A 20,905-nucleotide genomic window follows, 5' to 3' on the forward strand; every position below is an offset into this window, starting at 1 on the left:
ATGGGAGGGGGAATAATTTTGAGAAATTACAGAGTACCAACATTGACTATTGCAGGATCTGATTCTTCAGGAGGTGCAGGAATTCAAGCAGATTTAAAAACATTTAGTGCTATTGGTACATATGGCATGAGTGTTATTACGGCAGTAACAGCACAAAATACAGAAGGTGTCTTTGCTGTTGAGGAGTTAAGTGGTGAAATAATAAAAAGTCAAATAAAAGCGATTTTTGATGATATTGAGCCAGCAGCTGTGAAAATAGGTATGGTGTCTAGTCCAGAAATAATAGTGGATATAGTAAATACCATGAAGAAATATAATCCAAGTTTTTTGGTAGTTGATCCAGTGATGATTTCTAAAAGTGGATATTCATTATTAAAGTCTGAAGCAAAGGAAAATTTAATAAAATATCTAATACCTATGGCTTATTTAGTAACGCCTAATGTTCCTGAAGCAGAAGAAATTACAGGGATAAAGATTAATTCTGTTACAGATATGAAAGTAGCCGGGAAAAAAATATTTGAGCTGGGGCCTAAATTTGTGCTGGTGAAAGGTGGTCATTTAGATGGTGAAGCAGTAGATGTATTAATTGGTGAGAATATTTTTGAAGTATTTGAAACAAAGCGTATAAATAGAAAAAATACCCATGGTACTGGCTGCACAATATCATCAGCAATAACAGCTTATCTTGCATTAGGATATGGTATTAAAGAAGCTGTAGAATTAAGTAAGAAGTATATTACTGAAGCTATTGAGCATAGCTTTGATATTGGACATGGAGTGGGGCCAGTTCATCATTTTTATAAATTTGAAGGGTTAACATTCAGTAAATAAGAAAGATAAAGCATCGAGGGAGTTAAGATATGTATGAGTTAATAAACAAGGTTAAGGAAATAAATCCACTGGTAGTACATTATACTAATGAAGTAACAATAAATGATTGTGCAAATGTGACTTTAGCACTGGGAGCTAGTCCTCTTATGAGCTATAGTTATGAAGAAGTAGAAGAGGTCATAGGCATTTCTTCAGCAGTAGTCATTAATATAGGAACTATGAATTCATCAAGACTTGATTTATTTGTGAAAGCTGGAAAAGCAGCTAATAAATATAATAAACCTGTTATTTTTGATCCAGTGGGAGTTTTTGCAACAAATACAAGAAGTGAGTTTGTTAATAAACTTTTAAATGAAGTTAAGTTTGATGTGGTTAAGGGAAATGTAGCAGAAATTAAATATATATGTGGTCTAGATGTTAAAGGAAAAGGTGTAGACTCTCTTGATGATGGAGAAGATATAATCCAAATAGTGAAGAAAGCTGCCAAAAGATTAGAATGTGTAGTAGTTGCTACAGGAGTTAACGATTATATATCTGATGGGAAAAATGTATTAAGAATTGAAAATGGAACAGCGAAATTAAAAGGAATAACAGGTACTGGATGTATGACTGGTAGTTTAATAGGAAGTTTTTTAGGAACAGGAGAAAATAGATTGGAAGCCACTGTTATGGCAATGCTTGTTATGGGTATTGCAGGAGAGTTAGCAGATAAAGGTGATACTCCTTTGGGAACATTTAAAATTAAATTAATGGATAATATATATAAATTAAATAAGAAGTTACTTGAAGAAAATTCAAGAATAATAAAGATAGAAGAAAAACAATAAGTAGGGGGAATAAAGATGATAATATTTTTAGGAATAATTTCAGCAATTATAGTGATATCATATGTAATTGATTTAAAAAATAATAGGATGAACACTAAGGAGATGGTAATGGCTTCATTAATAGCGGCAATTTCTTTTATATTAAGTCTTATTCAAATAATTAGATATCCACAAGGTGGAGGTATTGCACTATTTTCAATGCTACCAGTAATGCTTTTTTCATTACTTTACGGTAAGACAGCAGGTGTAACTGCAGGTCTTGTATTTGGATTATTATCACTATTAGATGGGCCGTATGTAATTCATCCAGTACAATTTTTACTAGATTATATATTTCCAACAATGGCCTTAGGATTAGCAGGTACCTTTGGCAGTGATACAAGAATAAAAAGAATATTTGGACCTTTAATGGCGGTAGTGCTTAATGTATTTTCAAAGTTCTTATCAGGGGTTGTATTCTTTGGAGCTTTTGCACCAGAAAATATGGGAGCAGTATTATATTCATTAGTATATAATGGTTCAACAGCAGGTGTTGAAGGAGTTCTTTGTGTTGTAATATTAGCAATAATGCCATTTGACAGATTGAAAAAACATGTATGATATTAAATGGATGGAGTTATGGAAGAGTTAAAACTGTATTTAATTACCGACAGTGATATATTAAAGGGACGTGATTTTTATCATTGCATAGAAGAGGCTTTAAAAGGTGGAGTTACCATGTTGCAGTTAAGGGAAAAAGAAGCTGATGGTAAAGAATTTTTAGAAAAAGCTATGAACCTTAGAGAGCTTACTAGGAAGTATGGTGTTAAATTTGTCATAAATGATAGAATAGATATAGCAATGCTTTGTGATGCAGATGGAGTTCATCTTGGGCAAAGTGATATTCCTGCAAAGGAAGCAAGGAAGTTGATGCCAGGAAAAATAATTGGTGTTTCTTGTAGGACGGTGGAAGAAGCTGAAAGGGCCAAAGCAGATGGAGCAGACTATCTAGGGGTAGGAGATATTTTTGGTACCAAAACAAAGCTTGATGCTAAAAGAGTATCATTAGATACCTTAAAAGAGATTAAAGAGAAAGTAAATTTGCCAGTAGCAGCAATAGGCGGCTTAAACTTAGATAACATAGATTATGTTAAAAAATGCAATATTGATGGATATGCTGTTATTTCAGCTATATTAGCTAAGGAAAATATTAAAAAAGAATGTGGAAGTTGGATAATAAAAATAAATAATTAATAAATGTGACAAGTCATAGGAAAAAAACAAGTATGTTTCTATGACTTTTTATTGTTAATAAATGGTAAAATTTATGTAAGACAAAGTTATATAGGAGGTAATGATATATGTCATATCGATATTTATTAGATCTTGCACTTATTTTACTGAGTACAAAAGTTTTATCTTTGGTTACTAAGAGATTTAAATTACCACAGGTGGTTGGAGCATTATTGGCTGGTTTAATATTAGGACCTGCGGTATTTAATGTAATAGATGAAACAGATTTTATTAAGCAACTAGCAGAAGTGGGAGTTATAGTATTATTATTTACTGCAGGTCTAGAAAGCAATTTAAGTGAATTTAAGAAAAGTGGAAAGACTTCATTTATAGTAGCAACAATGGGAGTAATAATACCTTTAATTGGAGGTACAATATTAGCATATTGCATCAATGATGGAAAGGTAGGCAATGTAAATATCTTTGTGCAAAATATATTTATAGGCTCTGTTTTAACAGCGACATCTGTTAGTATAACAGTAGAAACTTTACGGGAGCTTGGAAAAGTATCCACTTCTGTAGGAAATATAATTGTAGGAGCAGCTATTATTGATGATGTTTTAGGAATGTTGGTTTTAACGGTTATTACAAGTTTAGCTGATTCATCTGTAAGTGTATTAATGGTTGTTGTAAAAATGGTAGCATTTTTTATATTTAGTGTGATTGTAGGAATTATTACTTATAAATTATTTAATAAATGGGTGGATAAATATGACATTGATAAAAGGAGATTTGTTATAGTATCTTTTGTAATATGTTTATTACTATCATTTAGTGCAGAAAAGTTTTTTGGTGTTGCCGATATAACTGGTGCATATATAGCAGGACTTGTACTTTCATCCAATAAGGAAACTATATATATAACAAAGAGATTTGAAACATTATCATATATATTATTATCACCAGTATTTTTTGCTAGTGTTGGGTTAAATGTAAAGCTACCATATTTAAATGGAGAAATAGTAATGGTTACTATAGCGTTAATTATAGTAGCTGTTCTTACAAAGATTATAGGATGTGGTTTAGGTGCTAAGTTATGTGGATATAATAATATGGAATCAATACAGATTGGTAGCGGCATGGTTACTAGAGGTGAAGTAACACTTATTATTGCCAGCAAAGGATTAACTTTAGGGTTACTAAGTAGTTATTTTTTAGCTCCAATTATAATAATGGTGGTATTTACAAGTATATTTACACCAATATTATTAAAAATTGTTTTTTCAAGAGATAAAAGTAGTGTTCAATGTTGATTTTATAGAAAGCAATCAAGTATAATAATAAACTGATTATTAAATACAGAGGAGAAAAAAATATGTATATTGGTAGAAGTCAACAAGAGGAAGAAAAGTATTTACAAACAACCATCAAGGCTATTAATGAACTTATAGAGGAATTTGATGGATTAAGTACTGAACAGGATAAAGAAATAAGAAAACAAAGAAAATTTTTATGGGATAATAGAAATGAATTTGATGAATTTGAAGTTTTAGAAAATTGTAGTCAAATTGCTTTAGAAGAAAAGACTTATGCTAATAAATTAAATAAATTAAAAAGCTTAGAAAGACAATTAAAATCTCCTTACTTTGCTAGATTGGATTTTAAAGAAAAAGGTGAAGAAGGAGATAGTTTTTATATAGGGCTTGCTAGTGTTGAGGATAAAGATAATTTTGATTTTTATGTTTTTGATTGGCGTTCACCTGTGGCAAATATGTTTTATGATTTTGAAGTAGGTTCAGCATTTTATAATGCACCTATAGGAAAAATAGAAGGTGATATTGAATTTAGTAGACAATTTAATATTAAGAATTCAAAAATTGTTTTTACTCATGATTCAGGAGCAGCTTTATGCGATGAATCTTTAACAGCAATGTTAGATAGGAATGCTACAGATAAAATGAAGAATATAGTAGCTACAATACAAAAAGAACAAAATGATATTATTAGGAATGATGATGCTAAAACTTTATTTATTCAAGGTGCAGCAGGTTCAGGAAAAACATCTATAGCTCTTCATAGGGCAGCATATCTTTTATATAAGCATAGAAAAAATCTTCAAGCAGATAATATATTGATTTTCAGTCCTAATGAAGTGTTTGCTGAATATATTAGTGATGTATTACCTGAGCTTGGAGAAAATAATGTTCTTCAGACTACTTTTGATGCATATGCAAAAAAGTCTTTACCAGCAGATTATTATTTTGAAAATAAGGCGGAGCATTTAGATTATTTATATAGTGGTGATCAAGAATTAGCCAATAGAGTTTTAGCCATGGAATATAAAAATAGCATGAAATTTATGGAGATTATCGAAAGTTTCTGCAGAGATTTACCAGAAAAGTTGGTGAAATGTAAACCAATATTTATAGATGGTAAGCAGATTATTCCAGTTAAAAGTGTTGCTAATACATTCTTAAAGAGATTTAATGATATACCTTTATTAAATAGGCTTGATGTAGTTAAACAAAGTATTTTTTCACAAGTTGAGAATAGGTTTTTAAATAGCGATTCAGGAGATTATGATTTTGAATATGTAGAAGATAAAGAAAACTTTTATGAACATTGTAAGACAGAAATTAATGCTCAAATAGATAATATGGTAGTAACATTTAATACTGTAGAAATATATAAATTATTATGGAGTAATATTGAAAATTATTGTAATGATGATTTAAGTAAGGTAAAAGAAATAACGTTAGGATATTTAAATAATAGAGAAGTAAAATATGAAGATATAACACCTATGCTATATATAAGAGCAGCCATGGAAGGTTTCAGAAACTATAAGAATGTTAAGCATATCTTAATAGATGAAGCACAAGATTATAGTCCATTATTCTATGAGCTTATTAGAAAATCATTTAAGAATGCAGCAATAACAATTATGGGAGATTTAAATCAAAGAATAGATGAACATTCAAATGTTAAGAATAGAAATGCAATAACAGAAATATTTAATGATATAAAAATTGAAGTGTTATCAAAGAGTTATCGTTCAACAGCCAACATAACTAATTTTACAAGAGAGCTACTTGATACACATGAACCAATTGAAGCAGTAGAAAGAAGTGGAGATAATCCTAAGGTTATAATCACAAAAAATAGAATAGTTGAGGTGGCCAAGACTATTGAAACCATGCAAGAAAAAGGCTATAAATCTATAGCTGTTATATGTAAGACAAAAGCTATAACCAATGATGTTTATCACAAGCTTAAAGAAGTTTTAGCTGAAATTAATCTCATTGATACTGAGATTTCTGAGTTTAAAATAGGAGTAAATGTAATTTCCTCTTATTTATCTAAAGGTCTTGAATTTGATGGGGTAATAGTGGCAGATGGTGAAGAATATTTAAATGAAAGCAATAAGAACTTATTCTATACAGTATGTACTAGAGCTTTACATGAATTAAAAGTATTTACCAAAAAAAGTTTAGAGGAAATATTACCAAGCAATAAAACTTTATATGAAATAGAAGAGAGATAATAGATAATTGTAATATATGTAAAAAATTATAAGGTGATGAAAAAGGGTGTATGCAAATACATCCTTTTTAACGTTCAGAATCTAAATAATCTTTATAAAATTGTTGTGCTTCTGGTCTTTCTAAGTATTTTTCATCTTCCTCATAATAGTCTTGTAAATATTGATTTTCTAAAAATTCCTCCTCAGGCACATTTATTTCTTTATGACTACCACTAGAGTGAAAAAAATTATCTACTTTATCAAATATATTATCAAAAGAATTAGGATACATAGCTGAAGCAATGGCAGACTGTTGTACAAATGATGATAATAAGGTGATTATAAATAAAATTTTAAAATGTTTTTTTAACATTAATATACCTCCATAAGTATTTTATATATATTTTTATCAAATAAAAAAAAATTATAAGAATTTATAGTAATAATTATGGAAATACTTAAGATAGTAATAATATTATTGGCATATAAATAATATTATGAAGTATAAGGGTGGTGCTGTGTTATGAGAAAGAAATTAATTACCATTATAACTTATATTACTATAGTTACTTTTATAGGATTTTTAGTTGTTTTAAGCATAGATCAATTTAGAGCAGAAAAATCATCTAAAACAGTTTCTAAAGATAAAGAAACAAATTTACTTATTCAATATAAAGATAATGAGAGGGCAGATGATGAAGAAGCTATAGAAAATAGGGACAGCAATAATGATTCGGAATCATATTTATTGCCTAATGCAGTAAAAAATCAGTATATTAAAGTAAGCCCTTTATAAGTTAATTTGAATTCTTCATTCTTTAAAGCAGAATATTTTAGTTATGTTTTTATAATGTAGTTAATATATAGAAGTAAGAGTATTAATATTACAGGGTGGTTTTATGAGGTGGTATGATAATTATAAAAAATTATTTGGAGAAATAGTAAACATTTAAAGAGAGATGTATATAATAATATCAAAGTTAAAATCAATGAAAAGAAGAGTAGCTATCTGAGTTTAGCTTAAGCGAGTTTGGGATGGTGTAAGCCAAATGTTGTAGCAGATAGTGAATGGGCCTTGGAGATGAAACAGTGAATATTAAGTGATAATGGAAAATTTAGAATTGAAAATTATGGATAAAAATAGGAGAGTTTTTAATTCTTTCAGAAGAAATTATCAATTAATTAGTAGTGGTTTTCGGCAAGTCTACCGTTAAAAGGACAGGATATCGACGTTTTTATTATGGAAAAAGTCTGTATCTGGTAAAGAGTTATACTTAGGTGGCATAGCGAAGTAATGGTATTTCGTCCTATTAGGGCAAAATACCATTTTTTAATTAAGAATTATGAATTAATGTTGAAACTAAAAGAATTTCTAAGAAACATATTTTTTCTAAAATCTGTGAGTTTATTCCACAATTCATCATTCATCACTCATAATTCATAATTATAAGGTAACTAAGTATATAAATTTGGGTGGCACCACGAGTCATTTCGTCCCATACAGGGATAGAAGTGGCTCTTTTTTTAACGCTTAGGAAAGTATAAAATTTTTCAGTATAGGGAATACTAATAGATTATTCATTTCTTATATACGTCGTTAATAATGCGTTAAAAAGAAAATTATAGTGCCTCAAAAGAACCGTAAAAGAAAAATAAATTAATTAAATTTTTGTAAGGACTTATTTTTCTTTTAGAACCTTTTGGTTGGCTAACAAAAGTTGCTTCCTTCGCTGAAGCGTGGCGTCAGCCACTTTTGTACTTTGCTCAGCAATATCATAAGGCAATGAAAAATGTGGGAAAAGAAAGAAAAGAGCTTGGAACAAGGACTATATTTAATTTAATTGGACCTCTTGCTAACCCAGCACCTATAAAAGGACAACTAATGGGAATATTTGATGGAGATTTAGTAAATAAAATTGGTGAAGTACTTGTTAAATTAGGTATTGAAAGAGGCTTAGTTGTACATGGTGAAGATGGATTAGATGAAATAACAACTACATCATCAACAAAAGTGTGCGAAATTTGCAATGGAAAAACTAAAGTATATAAAATAAGTCCTGAGGATTTTGGTATAGAAAAGGTATCTATAGAGGAGATAAGTGGTGGTACACCAGAGGAAAATGCAGAAATAATACTTTCAATATTAAAAGGGCAAAAGGGACCTAAAAGAGATATAGTTGCATTAAATGCAGGGGCTGCACTTTTTGCAGGGAAAAAAGTAGATAGTATTAATGATGGATTTGTATTAACTAACGCATTAATTGACTCAGGAAAAGCTTATAAAAAATATCAGCAGTTAAAGTAGTTGGTGTAATGTGATTTTAGATGAAATAGTAGCAAAAAAAGAAATAAGATTGAAAGCAATAGATAAAGTTAAGTTTAAAAAATTACCAAAGGCTGAATATAGTAAAAATTTATTTATAAATACATTTATAAATAATGATTTTACAGTTATAGGTGAATTTAAAAAAGCTTCTCCATCTAAGGGAATAATATTAGAGAATTTTCAAATTGATAAAATACTAGAAGAATATGAAAAGCTTCCTATTGGAGCATATTCAGTGCTAACAGAAGAAGAGTATTTCCTAGGAAAAAATGAATATTTGCAATATATATCTTCAAATACAAACAAGCCTCTTTTGAGAAAAGATTTTATAATTGAAAAGTATCAAATAAATGAAGCTGCATATTTAGGTGCATCTGCAGTGCTTTTAATTGTAGCAGTATTAGGAGATAAGCTAAAAGATTTTTATGAAACGGCGATGAATTTAGGATTAGTAGCATTAGTTGAAGTTCATAATAAGAATGAATTAGAGATGGCCTTAGAAATTGATGCAGATATTATAGGAATAAATAATAGAAATCTAAAAGATTTTACTGTAGATTTAGCTACAACAAGAAATTTATTACAGTTTATTCCTAAAAATAAAATAATAATTTCTGAAAGTGGATTAAAAACTATTGAAGATATTGAATATATGAAGGCTTTAGGAGTTAATGGAGTTCTTATAGGAGAAACATTAATAAAAAATTTAAATAATGAAGAGTTTAAAGAAGGACTAAATAATTTACTTTTATGCAAATAAAAATTTGTGGAATAACAACATTAAGAGAAGTTGAATTTGTAAATGAATTAAAGCCAGATTATATAGGATTGGTATTTGCAGAAAGTAAAAGGAAGGTAAATGAAGAAAAGGCTTTTCAATTATGTAAGTATTTGAATAAGGAAATAAAAACTGTAGCTGTATTTAGAAATAATAGTTTTGAGGAAATTAAAAATGTATTAGAAAAAGTTCCTATAGATATTTTACAACTACATGGAAATGAAACTGAGTATATGGTTAAAAGAATAAAGGATATTTTTAAAGGTGAAGTGTGGAGAGGAATAAATTATAAAGAATATAGTGAAGAGAAACTAAACTTAATTGATAAAGTTATAATTGATTCTTTAAATCCTGGAAGTGGAAAAGTATTTGATTGGACAAGTATAGAAAAAATCAGTACAAATAAAGAAATTATTCTTGCAGGTGGATTAAATATTAATAATTTAGATGATGCTTTAAAGATAAAAAATATAAAAGGAATTGATATATCATCAGGAGCAGAAGATATTAATGAAAAAGGTAATTTAGAAAAATCTTATATAAAGATGAAAAAAATAATAGAGAAAGTGAGAGGGTATAATGAAAGGGAAATTTAATGAATATGGTGGTCAATATGTACCAGAAATATTAATGGGAGCATTGGAAGAATTAGAAAGAGAGTATGAAAAGGCAAAAAATGATAAAAGCTTTAAAGATGAATTAAATAAATATTTAAAGGATTATGTAGGACGTCCAAGTGCATTATATTATGCAGCTAATTTAACTAAAGAATTAGGTGGAGCAAAAATATATTTAAAAAGAGAAGACTTGAATCATACTGGAGCTCATAAAATAAATAATGTTTTAGGACAAGTTATTTTGGCTAAGAGAATGGGGAAAAATAGAATAATAGCAGAAACAGGAGCAGGACAACATGGTGTGGCAACAGCTACAGTGGCAGCAATGTTTAATATGAAGTGTGAAATATTTATGGGAGAAGAAGATGTAAAAAGACAAGCTCCAAATGTTAGAAAGATGAAGCTTTTAGGAGCTAAAGTTAATTCTGTAAAAATTGGCTCGAAAACATTAAAAGATGCTGTCAATGAAGCTATAAGAGATTGGGTTACTAATGTAGATAATACTTTTTATGTTTTAGGATCAGCTTTAGGGCCACATCCTTATCCAACAATGGTTAGAGATTTTCAAAGAATAATTGGTGATGAAGCAAGAAATCAGATATTAGAGGCAGAAGGAAGGCTACCTAATTATATAGTAGCAGCAGTTGGTGGAGGAAGTAATTCTATAGGAATATTTTATCCATTTATAAATGATAAAGAAGTTAAGCTTATAGGAGTAGAAGCAGGAGGCCTTGGACTTCATACACAATTTCATGCAGCTAGATTTGCAGTAGGTAAAAAAGGAATACTTCAAGGTATGAAAAGTTATGTAATAAGCGATGATGATGGGAATATTGCACCAGTACACTCTATATCAGCAGGTCTTGATTATCCAGGTGTAGGGCCAGAGCATGCATATTTAAATGATATAAAAAGAGCTCAGTATACTGCAATAACAGATGATGAAGCTGTAAATGCTTTTTATAAATTAACTAGAATAGAGGGAATAATACCAGCGTTAGAATCCTCTCATGCTGTGGCATATGCCATGAAGATTGCTCCTACTCTTTCAAAAGATTCAATTATATTAGTAAATTTATCAGGAAGAGGAGATAAGGATATGGATATAATAGAAAGTTATGAAAATAAGGAGGGCGCAATTAATGAATAAAATAGATTTAAAATTTAAAGAATTAAGAGAAAAAAATGAAAAAGCATTAATACCATTTATTGCATTAGGGGATAAAAGTTTAGATGAAACAGTTGAAATAGCACAAGTTTTAGAAAAGGCTGGAGCAGATATTGTAGAACTTGGAATACCCTTTAGTGATCCACTTGCTGATGGACCAATTATACAAGATGCATATCATAGGGCACTTACTTCAGGAATTAATATAAAGGATATGATAAAAACAGTAGAAAATATAACATCAAAAATTAATATACCTGTAATTATAATGGTTTATTATAATGTGGTTTATTGTAAAGGTGTTGAAAAGTTTTTAAATGATTTGGAAAATGCAGGGGTAAGTGGTATTATTGTTCCTGATGTACCTTTAGAAGAAAGAGAAGAATTATTAAAAGCATGTGAAAATAATAATATTGATTTAATTCCTCTTGTGGCACCAACATCAAAAGAAAGAATAAATAAAATAACAGCAAATTCAAAAGGCTTTGTATATTGTGTATCTCATGCAGGAACTACTGGAGAACAAAACACTATATCAAGCAATATAAAAGAATATTTACAGGAAGTAAAAAATAATACAGACACTCCAATATGTGTAGGCTTTGGAATTTCATCAGTAGAAACAGCTGGTGCTGTTAAGGAATATTGTGATGGAGTTATTATTGGAAGTGCTATAGTAAGAAGGATTGGTGAAGAAAAAGATTTTGAGGAAAGAAAAAAAGACGTATATGAATTTGTTAAAAAAATAAAAAGTAGCTTTTAAATGGTATTGGATAAAATATATTAAGAGAGTAGATGGTTTTTGTATGAGCATTAAGGTATAGCACTTATAATAACATATCTACTTTCTTTGGATTTTTTCCAAGTATTAAAAAATTAAGAAAGGTTTAATTATATATGAATAAGTTACATAATGAAAAAGAAATAGAAGAGTTAATTAAGAATAATGCAATGGCTGTGGTTTATTTTACAGGAAATTCTTGCTCTGCTTGTGAAGTAATAAAGGTTAAAATAGAAGAGATATTGAAGAGATTTCCTAGAATTCTAGGTGGAGAAGTAAATGGTGAGGAAAATATTAGCTTAGCAATTAAATATGATGTATATTCGGTGCCAGTATTTATTTTATTCATTGAAGGAAGAGAAAGCATCAGGATAGGAAGGAATGTTGATTTGCTAGATTTAGAGAAAAGCATAGGAAGGTATTATCATATGCTTTTTAATTAAATATGAATATAAAGAACGTAAAAAAGAAATTGGTACAAGGATAACAGTATTTTTACCATATAAGAATAAGAAGGAGTAATAATAATGAAAAAAATATTATTGGTAGAAGATGATGCATCTTTATGTAGAGGTATAAGCTTTAAATTGAAAAAGGAAGGCTATGAGGTGCTAACAAGCCCCACAGTAAAGGATGCTATTGTTATATTTGAAAATAATAAGATTGATTTGGTCATAAGTGATATAACTTTAGAAGATGGAGATGGATATGAACTTTGCCAAAAAATTAGACAAAATAGTGACGTGCTTTTTATATTCCTTACTGCATTGGATCAAGAAGTAGATATGGTTACAGGCTATGATTTGGGAGCAGATGATTATATAACAAAACCATTTAGTTTAATGGTTCTTATTTCTAAGGTTAATGCTTTAATGAGAAGGACATCCTTAAGAGAAGAAAGTAAAAGAATCATAAGATGCAGAAACTTAAGTTTTTATCCAGAGGAAATGAAACTATTGATAAATAATGAAGAAGTTATATTAAGTAAAAATGAGTATAAGCTTTTAAATCGTCTAATAAAGAATTCAGGTCAAATTGTAACAAAGGGACAATTACTTGAAGCACTTTGGGACAAAGATGGTGCTTTTGTAGATGAAAATACAGTGGCAGTAAATATAAGAAGGTTAAGGGAAAAGATAGAAGATATTCCTTCGGAGCCTGTATTTATTAAAAATATAAGAGGTATAGGCTATAGATGGAATGAGGAGATTAGTTAAGAGTATGTTGGAAAGTATCAAATCAAATTCATTTATTAGAAGAGTTATTTTAGGAAGTATAGTAATTTTGCTTATGTTAATAGCATCATGGGGCGTTTTTCAAAATTATAAGTTAGAAAAGATATATGCTGATAAGGCTGAAGTTTATAAGCAGGTTGTTGGTGCTTTAGCTAGTAAGTATCCCAATGATGAGGCAAATATTTTAAATAGTATTTTTAATGACGATGAAAAGTATAAAGAATACGGAGAAAACATTCTTAATAAATATGGCTATACTAATGAAATTATAGAAAGTTTTGCAAGTGACAGATATGTAAATGAATATATGGCGGGAAATGTAATCTTTATAACTATAGTATTTTTAGTAAGCTGTATTGCCATATGTATAATTTGCATATATGTATTTAAATATTTATATAAAATTTCAACAGCCTTAGGAAATTATATTGATGGGAATTTTGAACATAAAGATGAATTTAGCAAGGAAGGCATAGTAAATATAATCGATAATCAGCTTGCTATTCTAGGAAAAAATATTAGTAATACTTATGACAAATTAGAAAATGAAAAAGAAGATTCAAAGGCTCTAGTTACAGATATATCACATCAATTAAAGACGCCTTTAGCATCTTTAAGTATGTGTAATTCTATTTTAGAGGATGATGAATTAACATTAGATGAAAAGCATGAGTTCTTAGCTATGAGCAATAAAAATATCAGCAAATTACAAAATCTTATTGAATGTTTGGTAAATATTTCAAGGTTGGAAGCTGCAATGATTAAATTAAAGCCTGTAAAAAGTAGTTTGAAAGATACTGTTATTAAAGCTTATAATAGCGCTTATATAAAGGCACAAAATAAGAATATTGATATTATCTTGGAAATCTTAAAAGACTACCAAATAGTTCATGATAATAAGTGGACAGAAGAAGCAATCTTTAATGTGATAGATAACGGTATAAAATATACAGAGCCAGGTGGAAAGATAATCATAACCATGGAGGAAAGTTTAAATTTCATTAAAATAAATATAGAGGATAATGGTAGTGGGATAGATAAAAAGGAATTTAACAATATATTCAAGAGATTTTATAGAGGAAAAGAGCATGAAAAAAAAGGAATTGAAGGTTCAGGGGTAGGGCTTTACCTAACCAGGAAGATTTTTGAGGATCAAGGCGGTAGTATACTAGTAAAATCTAAAATTGGCAGTGGAAGTAAGTTTACGCTGATGCTACCTAAATAAAAGATTGCTGCACTTATCAGTGTAGCAATCTTTTATAATTTCAGAGCTAAATACAATTCTTACAAAATTGTAAGTGAAATTGAAAGTTATATGAAAGCTAGGAAGATTATCCTTTAAATATAGTAATTAATGAAAAGGAGAAAAAAATGAATACAATTTTACAAACTATAAATTTAAAGAAATATTATGGAGAGGGAGAAAATATTGTTAAAGCCATTGATAATACTAATATCAACATATTTCAAGGTGAATTTGTAGCTATAGTTGGAAAATCAGGATCAGGTAAAAGTACACTTCTACATATGCTAGGAGCGCTAGATAAACCAACATCAGGAGAGGTTATTATAGATAATAAGTATATATCAACTATGAAAGAGGAAGAATTAGCTATATTTAGAAGGAGAAAGATAGGGTTCATTTTTCAATATTATAATTTAATACCTTCAATTAACGTATGGGAAAATATAGTGCTTCCTATAGGGCTAGATTCAAGAAGGGTAGATAAAGATTTTGTCAATGATATTTTAGATACATTAGGATTGAAGGAGAAGAAGCATAATATGCCAAATACTTTATCAGGAGGACAGCAACAAAGGGTAGCCATAGCCAGGGCGTTAGCATCAAAGCCATCAATAATATTAGCAGATGAACCTACAGGTAATTTAGATTCTAAGACAGAAGAAGAAGTATTAACTTTACTAAAGCTTACAGCTAAAAAGTATAATCAAACTATAGTGATGATAACTCATGATGAAGGCATTGCCCAAATGGCAGATAGAATAATTTGCATTGAAGATGGCAAGGTGGTGGAATAAATGAAAACATTAACTAATCTTGTTAAGGGAAATTTAAAAAGTAGCAAAGCTAAAAGTGTATTGATATGTATAACAATAATGCTCACAACTACGCTTTTAACTTCTGTAGGAATTATTTGTAACAATTGGCTTAAAACCAATAAGGCTGCAACTATTGAGTATTCAGGTTCCTTTGAGGGAATTTATAAAAGAGTAAATAAAGATAAACTCGATATTATAAAAAATAATGCCAGTATTGATCAATATGGAATATATAAGGCTATTGGCACATCACAATATGAAGATAGCAATTTAGGATTAATTTATGCTGATAATACAATAAAGAATATGGCCAATATAAAGTTTGAAGATGGAAACATGCCAGAAAAAGAAAATGAAATAGCCATTGAAAGTGGATACTTAAATTTATTAAATAATGGTGCAAAAATTGGCGATAAAATAAAGTTATCATATGAATCCTTAAGTACTGGAGAAATAAAAGAAAAAGAGTTTATTTTAAGTGGTATTTTGCAAACATCTGATATTAGTAAGGCACAAAAAAGTTATTCGGCAATTATATCAAAATCATATTTTGTAAGTGAAGAAGTAGATGAAAATACTAAATATAATGTTTATATAAATATTGTTAAACCTAAAAAGTTAACAGCTGATGAGGTGAAGGAAAGCATACTTTCCATTGCTAAGAATATGGGCATAGAAGAATATGATGTAAGAATAAATACAGATTATATAAATGCATCTAATCCAGATCCCCAGGTTATAGCAGGAGGAATTATAGTTGCTTTAATAATTATTTTATCAAGTATGCTAGTTATTTATAGTATTTTTTATGTTTCAGTAATTAATAAAGTACATGAATATGGAAAACTAAGAGCTGTTGGGGCAACTAAACGACAGATAAGAAAGATAATTTTAAGAGAAGGATTTATTTTAAGCTGTATTTCTATACCACTAGGAATTGCTATTGGTTATTTAATTGGCCAGGTAGTCATCTTAAAAGCTTTAAAAATGGATAGGTATGGCGTAGGTGGAATGAATATTTTTATTGCTATAGGTGTTGCAGTAATAACAGTAATTTCAGTATTATTATCTCTTTTAAAACCTATGAAGATGGCATGCAATATTTCACCGGTGGAGGCTATGAGATATGATGGTAATGACAGCAAGCAGAAAAAAAGAAAAGGATATGAAGAGATAAATTTAAAGAAAATAACTTTTGCAAATTTATCAAGAAATAAGAAAAGGACAGTAATAACACTATTATCTCTTTCCTTAAGTGGGATATTATTTATAGTAGCATCAACAATAATGAATTGTATGAATCCAGAAAATATGGCAAAAGATCATTCATTAGGAGATATAACGGTATACTTAGATAATTATGATTGGAATGAAGATGGCAGTAATAATTTATATGATATTCAAGCCAATAATCCATTAGGAAAAGAAATGTGTGAGAGACTAGAAAATATTCCAGGTGTTAAAAAAATAAATATGGAAAAGTCAGCTTGGGCAAGTATTGATATTGGTGCTGGAGAAAAGAATTTAGAAGATATACAAGGATTTGATAAAGAGTTTTATGATGAATTATCAGAGCATTTAGTTGAGGGAGAAATAAATAAAGAAGCGCTAGAAAGTGGAGAAGGATTAGTATATACTCATCCATCATATGCAAAAGAATTTGGGATAAAGGTAGGTAGTACGCAAGTAATTACTATTTATGATGGAAAAGATTCTTATAAGAAGGAATTTACTGTATTAGCTTTAGTTGATATAGGGGGAGCGTCCATTAGGATTCCTGAAAGTGTGATGGATTCTTTAATAAAAACAGATACCACCATAAGAGTAGGCTTAGAAGTTAAAAAGGATATGTTAAAGTCTGTGGAAGAAGAAATTAAAAACATCACAGATAATGATGAATATCTGAGCTATGGGACTTTGGAAGATTCTATAGAAACTTATAAAAAGAGTATGGCTATAACCAGTGTACTTATATATTCTCTTGTAATTATCATAGGTGTTATAGGTTTGATGAACTTAATAAATACAATGATAACAAGTATAATAACAAGAAAAAGAGAGCTTGGTATATTACAAGCCATTGGACTTTCAGACAAGCAACTGGTAAAAATGCTACAAATTGAAGGCTTATTTTATACTGTGGGAACTCTTTTAATTACTTTAACTTTAGGAAATATTTTAGGATATATTGCTGTAATTATTTTTAGAAATACAGGAGCATCATATGCAATATATGATTATCCTTTAACACAAACAATTATTATGATAGTGGCAATTACTTTAGTACAAATATTAATTACTTATATGGTTACAAATAATTTTAAGAAGGATTCTTTAGTAGATAGGATAAGATATAGCGAGTAGGGAAAGTTAAGGAGTTAAGAAGTTAAGGAGTTAGGGAGTTAGGGAGTTATGGAGTTAAGGAGTTAAGAAAATTTATATAGTATAAATAGTATGTATAATTTTTTAAGAGCAGGGCAATATAATATCAAGAAAAGTAATAAGGAGATGATGAGATTGCCTGGAAAAGCAAAACAATATGTTGATCAAAGCATGACATCAGTGCAGTCAGCAGTTAGTTCATTACAACAAGCTTTAGGCAATGCAGAAAAGGCAGAAAATAAAGCTGTTATTCAACAAGCAATAACTTCACTAAATGGTGCATGTGGAACTTTATCAAAATATAAAGATTAATAATAAGAATTAGCATATTGTATATTGCTAAAAAGGAGCTGATAGTGTTTATCAGCTCCTTTTGAATTTAGTTAAATATTTTATCTTCTGATCCGCAAGATGTAAGAGAGATATTTAAGTTACCATTTCTTACCCTTAATGAATCGATGAATTTTTTTTGATTAACATCATTTTTAAGATGAATAGAGTAATTTAATTCATATAAAGCACCAAAATCTCTAGTTCTAACTTTTACCATATTCCATGATGTAGTATTTGTATTTAATATTTCATCAAATACACCTTCAAAGTTTAAGTCTTCAGGTACTGTTATTTTTAGTACCATTGCCTTAGATTTAGGCATAGCAAAATTAAGGCTATCTAAAATTATCATTACTGCACAAAGGATAATAGTGAAAATTACTGCATATCCATTAGGTTTCAATATATCTGTTCCATGACAGCCGCTTTCTAAAAATAAATCTTCACGGCGGGTAATGATTTTTGAATCTATGGTAAGTCTAAAGTCCTTATCTTCTTTGCCAAAGAAGGCAATTCTATTGTATATTTACCTTTGTATGACTTAAGTAATATTCAATTTCGTTTATAACTTGTTCTGTAATAAAATCAGTGCATTTTGGTCTTTCACCAAATTCAAGAAAGTTATAAGCTTCTTCTAAAGTAATTATGGCCCTTCGTTTATTAACAATTTTATTTATTTTTTTCTTCAATTCAAGAAATACTTTGTCAGAAGGAGACTGAGGAATCTTGTAGCTTCTTAATCTAAGTTTTTCTTTATAGTATGGTTTGGAAATAGAATGTCTAATTACTGAATTATCATCAGTATCATAATATATATTGTAAATACTGTAACTGTTATTAACACAGTGATCATCCATTTTCATATATTCAAGTAATCTTGGAATAAGCTTTTCATATTGCTCACCAGTTAAAAGATACTTTTTTTCATATCTTTTAAATGACTTAATGGCCATTTTGTAGGACCTCCTTATTAAATTTTTATTTGGATATTGCTGAAATTAAATCCATATTTGTATCATAAATGGTCTTTTAAAAGTTAGTATGAAATCAATCTAAAGTTAATGTAAATTTTACTTTTTTTAGAAAAAAATAATATATAATGGCATTAATTAAAGAAAAGTAAACAAATTTAAAAAGTATTTAACAATAAAAAGATTAAAGTAAGATAATAATCTTTATTAGGAGGATATATATGAAAAAGAAATTTTTATCAATGTTAATAGTATCTGCTATTGCAGTAACAGCTATGGGGTGTTCCAATAATACTAATGAATCTTCCAAATCTGCTGCTTCAAGCAATACCAATGTATCAGTCAGTGATAGTAGCGATGAATCAGCTAGTGCAGATGTAAAAGCTAAAATAACTTTAAGTAATAATAGTATAAGTGCAGAGGGGGATGGTGTTGAGGTAGTAGATAAGACAATTACCATTAATTCAGGTGGTACATATGAAGTAAGCGGTACCTTAGAAGATGGTCAAATAATAGTTGATTCAGCTGATGAGATCAATGTCTATATAGTTTTCAATGGAGTAGATATTTCTTGTAGTAATAGTGCACCTATATATGTTAAAAGTGCCAAGAATACTATTATAACTTTAGCAGATAATAGTGAAAATTATCTTAGTGATGGAAGTGAGTATCTATATGAAGAGCTAAATGATGATGGAACAGTAACAGATGAACCAAGTGCATGTATATTTAGTAAAGATGATTTAACTATTAATGGAAATGGAACACTTAATGTTGTTGGAAACTACAATAATGGTATTGCCAGTAAGGATGATTTAAAGATTACGGCAGGAACAGTAAATGTAACAGCAGTAAACAATGGATTAAAAGGTAAGGATTCTATTACTATAAAAGGTGGAGAGATAACTGTAAATTCCACAGGAGATGGTGTTAAGTCTGATAATACAGAAGATACAACCAAAGGATATATAATAATTGAAGGTGGAAGTTTAAATATAACTTCTGGCGGAGATGGAATTCAAGCAGAAACAACGCTGACAATTTCTGATGGAGATATTAATATAGTTTCAGGAGGGGGAAGCAGTAATGCAGCTACTCATGCTGAAAGTTTCCAAATGGGCCCATGGGCAAATCCTTCAAATACAAGTAGTTCATCTAGCAGTGAGACAGGAAGTGCCAAAGCACTTAAAGCAGGTACTGCTTTAACAGTTGATGGTGGAAATATAAATATAGATTCAGCTGATGATAGTATTCATACTAATGATACTGTAATGATAAATACTGGAATATTTCATATAAAATCAGGCGATGATGGAATTCATGCTGATAATGTTTTGGAAATAAATGGTGGTGATATAAATATTACAGATAGTTATGAAGGGTTAGAAGCAGCACATATTACTGTAAATGATGGAAATATTAATTTAGTGGCTAGTGATGATGGGATTAATGCAGCTGGTGATGGAATAGATTCTATTATGCCAAGCAAGACCTGTCAATCAGTGATAATTTCTACGCCAGAATTGGTTATAGGCTCAAGTTATTCTGTATATTATGGAGGAAATAATTCTGGTAGTGAAAGTAATGGACTATATACTGATGGAATTGCAACAAGTGGAACAGAGCTTACAAATTTTACTCTTTCTAGTTCGGTAATGACAGTTTCAAGCACAGGAGCAACAGAAGGAGTTTCAGGCGGAATGAGAGCACCAGGTGGCATGGGTGGCATGCAAGGGGGAGGAAGACCACCAAGGTAGAGATTAATTATAAAAATTAATCTATGAAGTATAATTATAAATAAAGGTTTTTGTATAAAATAGCAAATATCTTATATAAAAGCCTTTTTTTGTTATGCTTTAT

At 29.3% G+C, this 20,905-nt stretch carries 22 protein-coding genes and 1 pseudogene; 19 read left to right on the top strand and 4 right to left on the bottom strand.

Translation table 11 applies throughout. The annotated features are described in order from the left end of the window. Positions 1–18: 18 nt before the first annotated feature. The 6 genes from thiD (at position 19) to BHW04_RS08605 (ending at position 6,414) form a co-directional block, all read left to right on the top strand. Positions 19–831 (top strand): bifunctional hydroxymethylpyrimidine kinase/phosphomethylpyrimidine kinase, encoded by an 813-nt coding sequence (gene thiD, locus BHW04_RS08580; RefSeq protein WP_186835385.1) that lies wholly within the window; start codon positions 19–21, stop codon positions 829–831. 29 nt (positions 832–860) lie between these two features. Continuing rightward, positions 861–1,658 (top strand): hydroxyethylthiazole kinase, encoded by a 798-nt coding sequence (gene thiM, locus BHW04_RS08585; protein WP_186835384.1) that lies wholly within the window; start codon positions 861–863, stop codon positions 1,656–1,658. Between the two features lie 15 nt (positions 1,659–1,673). After that, on the top strand, positions 1,674–2,258 hold the full coding sequence (gene thiT, locus BHW04_RS08590) for an energy-coupled thiamine transporter ThiT (protein ID WP_302623450.1): 585 nt from the start codon (positions 1,674–1,676) through the stop codon (positions 2,256–2,258). A gap of 18 nt (positions 2,259–2,276) precedes the next feature. Further along, complete coding sequence (gene thiE / locus BHW04_RS08595) at positions 2,277–2,891, top strand: thiamine phosphate synthase (protein WP_441294422.1); 615 nt, start codon at positions 2,277–2,279, stop codon at positions 2,889–2,891. 107 nt (positions 2,892–2,998) lie between these two features. After that, positions 2,999–4,183: a cation:proton antiporter gene (locus tag BHW04_RS08600; RefSeq protein WP_302623452.1), complete on the top strand. Its 1,185-nt coding sequence runs from the start codon at positions 2,999–3,001 to the stop codon at positions 4,181–4,183. A 62-nt stretch (positions 4,184–4,245) separates the two neighbouring features. Next, complete coding sequence (locus BHW04_RS08605) at positions 4,246–6,414, top strand: HelD family protein (RefSeq protein ID WP_302623453.1); 2,169 nt, start codon at positions 4,246–4,248, stop codon at positions 6,412–6,414. Positions 6,415–6,481: 67 nt separating this feature from the next. On the opposite strand, the gene BHW04_RS08610 is transcribed toward BHW04_RS08605, so the two are convergent. Further along, complete coding sequence (locus BHW04_RS08610; protein WP_302630695.1) at positions 6,482–6,766, bottom strand: hypothetical protein; 285 nt, start codon at positions 6,764–6,766, stop codon at positions 6,482–6,484. Positions 6,767–6,916: 150 nt separating this feature from the next. Between BHW04_RS08610 and BHW04_RS08615 the strand changes: the two genes are divergently transcribed. The 12 genes from BHW04_RS08615 to BHW04_RS08670 all read left to right on the top strand — a co-directional run bounded on the left by BHW04_RS08615 (position 6,917) and on the right by BHW04_RS08670 (position 18,053). Then, positions 6,917–7,189: a hypothetical protein gene (locus BHW04_RS08615; RefSeq protein WP_302630696.1), complete on the top strand. Its 273-nt coding sequence runs from the start codon at positions 6,917–6,919 to the stop codon at positions 7,187–7,189. Positions 7,190–8,146: 957 nt separating this feature from the next. Continuing rightward, positions 8,147–8,698, top strand: coding sequence for a hypothetical protein (locus BHW04_RS08620; RefSeq protein WP_302623255.1), 552 nt, complete (start codon positions 8,147–8,149; stop codon positions 8,696–8,698). A 10-nt stretch (positions 8,699–8,708) separates the two neighbouring features. Beyond that, a complete protein-coding gene (gene trpC, locus BHW04_RS08625) occupies positions 8,709–9,479 on the top strand; it encodes an indole-3-glycerol phosphate synthase TrpC (RefSeq protein ID WP_302623256.1) in 771 nt (256 codons plus the stop codon). Further along, positions 9,470–10,093, top strand: coding sequence for a phosphoribosylanthranilate isomerase (locus tag BHW04_RS08630; protein ID WP_022213181.1), 624 nt, complete (start codon positions 9,470–9,472; stop codon positions 10,091–10,093). Before trpC ends, BHW04_RS08630 begins: the two co-directional genes overlap by 10 nt. Further along, positions 10,077–11,264 (top strand): tryptophan synthase subunit beta, encoded by a 1,188-nt coding sequence (trpB, locus tag BHW04_RS08635; RefSeq protein ID WP_302623257.1) that lies wholly within the window; start codon positions 10,077–10,079, stop codon positions 11,262–11,264. Before BHW04_RS08630 ends, trpB begins: the two co-directional genes overlap by 17 nt. Beyond that, complete coding sequence (gene trpA, locus BHW04_RS08640) at positions 11,257–12,045, top strand: tryptophan synthase subunit alpha (protein WP_291659573.1); 789 nt, start codon at positions 11,257–11,259, stop codon at positions 12,043–12,045. The genes trpB and trpA overlap by 8 nt, the downstream gene beginning before the upstream one ends. A gap of 134 nt (positions 12,046–12,179) precedes the next feature. Next, positions 12,180–12,506, top strand: a complete 327-nt coding sequence (locus tag BHW04_RS08645) for a thioredoxin family protein (RefSeq protein WP_186834524.1) — start codon at positions 12,180–12,182, stop codon at positions 12,504–12,506. A gap of 84 nt (positions 12,507–12,590) precedes the next feature. Then, on the top strand, positions 12,591–13,280 hold the full coding sequence (locus BHW04_RS08650) for a response regulator transcription factor (protein WP_022213177.1): 690 nt from the start codon (positions 12,591–12,593) through the stop codon (positions 13,278–13,280). A gap of 4 nt (positions 13,281–13,284) precedes the next feature. Further along, positions 13,285–14,523 carry a sensor histidine kinase gene (locus tag BHW04_RS08655; protein ID WP_022213176.1) on the top strand — a complete coding sequence of 413 codons (1,239 nt, stop codon included), beginning with the start codon at positions 13,285–13,287 and terminating at the stop codon, positions 14,521–14,523. 146 nt (positions 14,524–14,669) lie between these two features. Beyond that, a complete protein-coding gene (locus BHW04_RS08660; protein ID WP_022213175.1) occupies positions 14,670–15,338 on the top strand; it encodes an ABC transporter ATP-binding protein in 669 nt (222 codons plus the stop codon). Further along, positions 15,339–17,723 (top strand): ABC transporter permease, encoded by a 2,385-nt coding sequence (locus tag BHW04_RS08665; protein ID WP_022213174.1) that lies wholly within the window; start codon positions 15,339–15,341, stop codon positions 17,721–17,723. It abuts the gene before it with no gap. A gap of 147 nt (positions 17,724–17,870) precedes the next feature. Next, the gene (locus tag BHW04_RS08670; RefSeq protein WP_243166558.1) at positions 17,871–18,053 is read left to right on the top strand and encodes a hypothetical protein; all 183 of its coding nucleotides are present in this window, start codon (positions 17,871–17,873) and stop codon (positions 18,051–18,053) included. Positions 18,054–18,120: 67 nt separating this feature from the next. Here the strand turns inward: BHW04_RS08670 and BHW04_RS08675 are convergent, their stop codons facing one another. From BHW04_RS08675 to BHW04_RS08680, 3 genes and pseudogenes are all read right to left on the bottom strand, one after another. Beyond that, positions 18,121–18,477: a hypothetical protein gene (locus tag BHW04_RS08675; RefSeq protein ID WP_302699395.1), complete on the bottom strand. Its 357-nt coding sequence runs from the start codon at positions 18,475–18,477 to the stop codon at positions 18,121–18,123. A gap of 48 nt (positions 18,478–18,525) precedes the next feature. Further along, positions 18,526–18,600: pseudogene (locus BHW04_RS12260) on the bottom strand (hypothetical protein); the annotation flags it as partial. After that, on the bottom strand, positions 18,590–19,027 hold the full coding sequence (locus BHW04_RS08680) for a VTC domain-containing protein (RefSeq protein WP_302699396.1): 438 nt from the start codon (positions 19,025–19,027) through the stop codon (positions 18,590–18,592). The pseudogene BHW04_RS12260 and the gene BHW04_RS08680, both read right to left, overlap by 11 nt. Positions 19,028–19,266: 239 nt before the next feature. On the opposite strand from BHW04_RS08680, the gene BHW04_RS08685 reads away from it, so the two are divergent. Further along, positions 19,267–20,802 (top strand): carbohydrate-binding domain-containing protein, encoded by a 1,536-nt coding sequence (locus BHW04_RS08685; protein ID WP_022213171.1) that lies wholly within the window; start codon positions 19,267–19,269, stop codon positions 20,800–20,802. Positions 20,803–20,905 lie beyond the last annotated feature (103 nt).

Source organism: Clostridium sp. 29_15, assembly GCF_001916075.1.
Taxonomy (GTDB): domain Bacteria; phylum Bacillota; class Clostridia; order Clostridiales; family Clostridiaceae; genus Clostridium; species Clostridium lentum.

Bases quoted from the DNA above. Each gene is read 5' to 3' on its own strand.
- BHW04_RS08670 (WP_243166558.1), top strand. From the start codon at position 17,871: ATGAGATTGCCTGGAAAAGCAAAACAATATGTTGATCAAAGCATGACA.
- trpB (WP_302623257.1), top strand. From the start codon at position 10,077: ATGAAAGGGAAATTTAATGAATATGGTGGTCAATATGTACCAGAAATA.
- trpA (WP_291659573.1), top strand. From the start codon at position 11,257: ATGAATAAAATAGATTTAAAATTTAAAGAATTAAGAGAAAAAAATGAA.
- BHW04_RS08600 (WP_302623452.1), top strand. From the start codon at position 2,999: ATGTCATATCGATATTTATTAGATCTTGCACTTATTTTACTGAGTACA.
- BHW04_RS08685 (WP_022213171.1), top strand. From the start codon at position 19,267: ATGAAAAAGAAATTTTTATCAATGTTAATAGTATCTGCTATTGCAGTA.
- BHW04_RS08660 (WP_022213175.1), top strand. From the start codon at position 14,670: ATGAATACAATTTTACAAACTATAAATTTAAAGAAATATTATGGAGAG.
- BHW04_RS08655 (WP_022213176.1), top strand. From the start codon at position 13,285: ATGTTGGAAAGTATCAAATCAAATTCATTTATTAGAAGAGTTATTTTA.
- BHW04_RS08650 (WP_022213177.1), top strand. From the start codon at position 12,591: ATGAAAAAAATATTATTGGTAGAAGATGATGCATCTTTATGTAGAGGT.
- BHW04_RS08615 (WP_302630696.1), top strand. From the start codon at position 6,917: ATGAGAAAGAAATTAATTACCATTATAACTTATATTACTATAGTTACT.
- BHW04_RS08605 (WP_302623453.1), top strand. From the start codon at position 4,246: ATGTATATTGGTAGAAGTCAACAAGAGGAAGAAAAGTATTTACAAACA.
- thiE (WP_441294422.1), top strand. From the start codon at position 2,277: ATGGAAGAGTTAAAACTGTATTTAATTACCGACAGTGATATATTAAAG.
- thiT (WP_302623450.1), top strand. From the start codon at position 1,674: ATGATAATATTTTTAGGAATAATTTCAGCAATTATAGTGATATCATAT.
- BHW04_RS08665 (WP_022213174.1), top strand. From the start codon at position 15,339: ATGAAAACATTAACTAATCTTGTTAAGGGAAATTTAAAAAGTAGCAAA.
- BHW04_RS08610 (WP_302630695.1), bottom strand. From the start codon at position 6,766: ATGTTAAAAAAACATTTTAAAATTTTATTTATAATCACCTTATTATCA.
- BHW04_RS08630 (WP_022213181.1), top strand. From the start codon at position 9,470: ATGCAAATAAAAATTTGTGGAATAACAACATTAAGAGAAGTTGAATTT.
- BHW04_RS08680 (WP_302699396.1), bottom strand. From the start codon at position 19,027: ATGGCCATTAAGTCATTTAAAAGATATGAAAAAAAGTATCTTTTAACT.
- BHW04_RS08645 (WP_186834524.1), top strand. From the start codon at position 12,180: ATGAATAAGTTACATAATGAAAAAGAAATAGAAGAGTTAATTAAGAAT.
- thiM (WP_186835384.1), top strand. From the start codon at position 861: ATGTATGAGTTAATAAACAAGGTTAAGGAAATAAATCCACTGGTAGTA.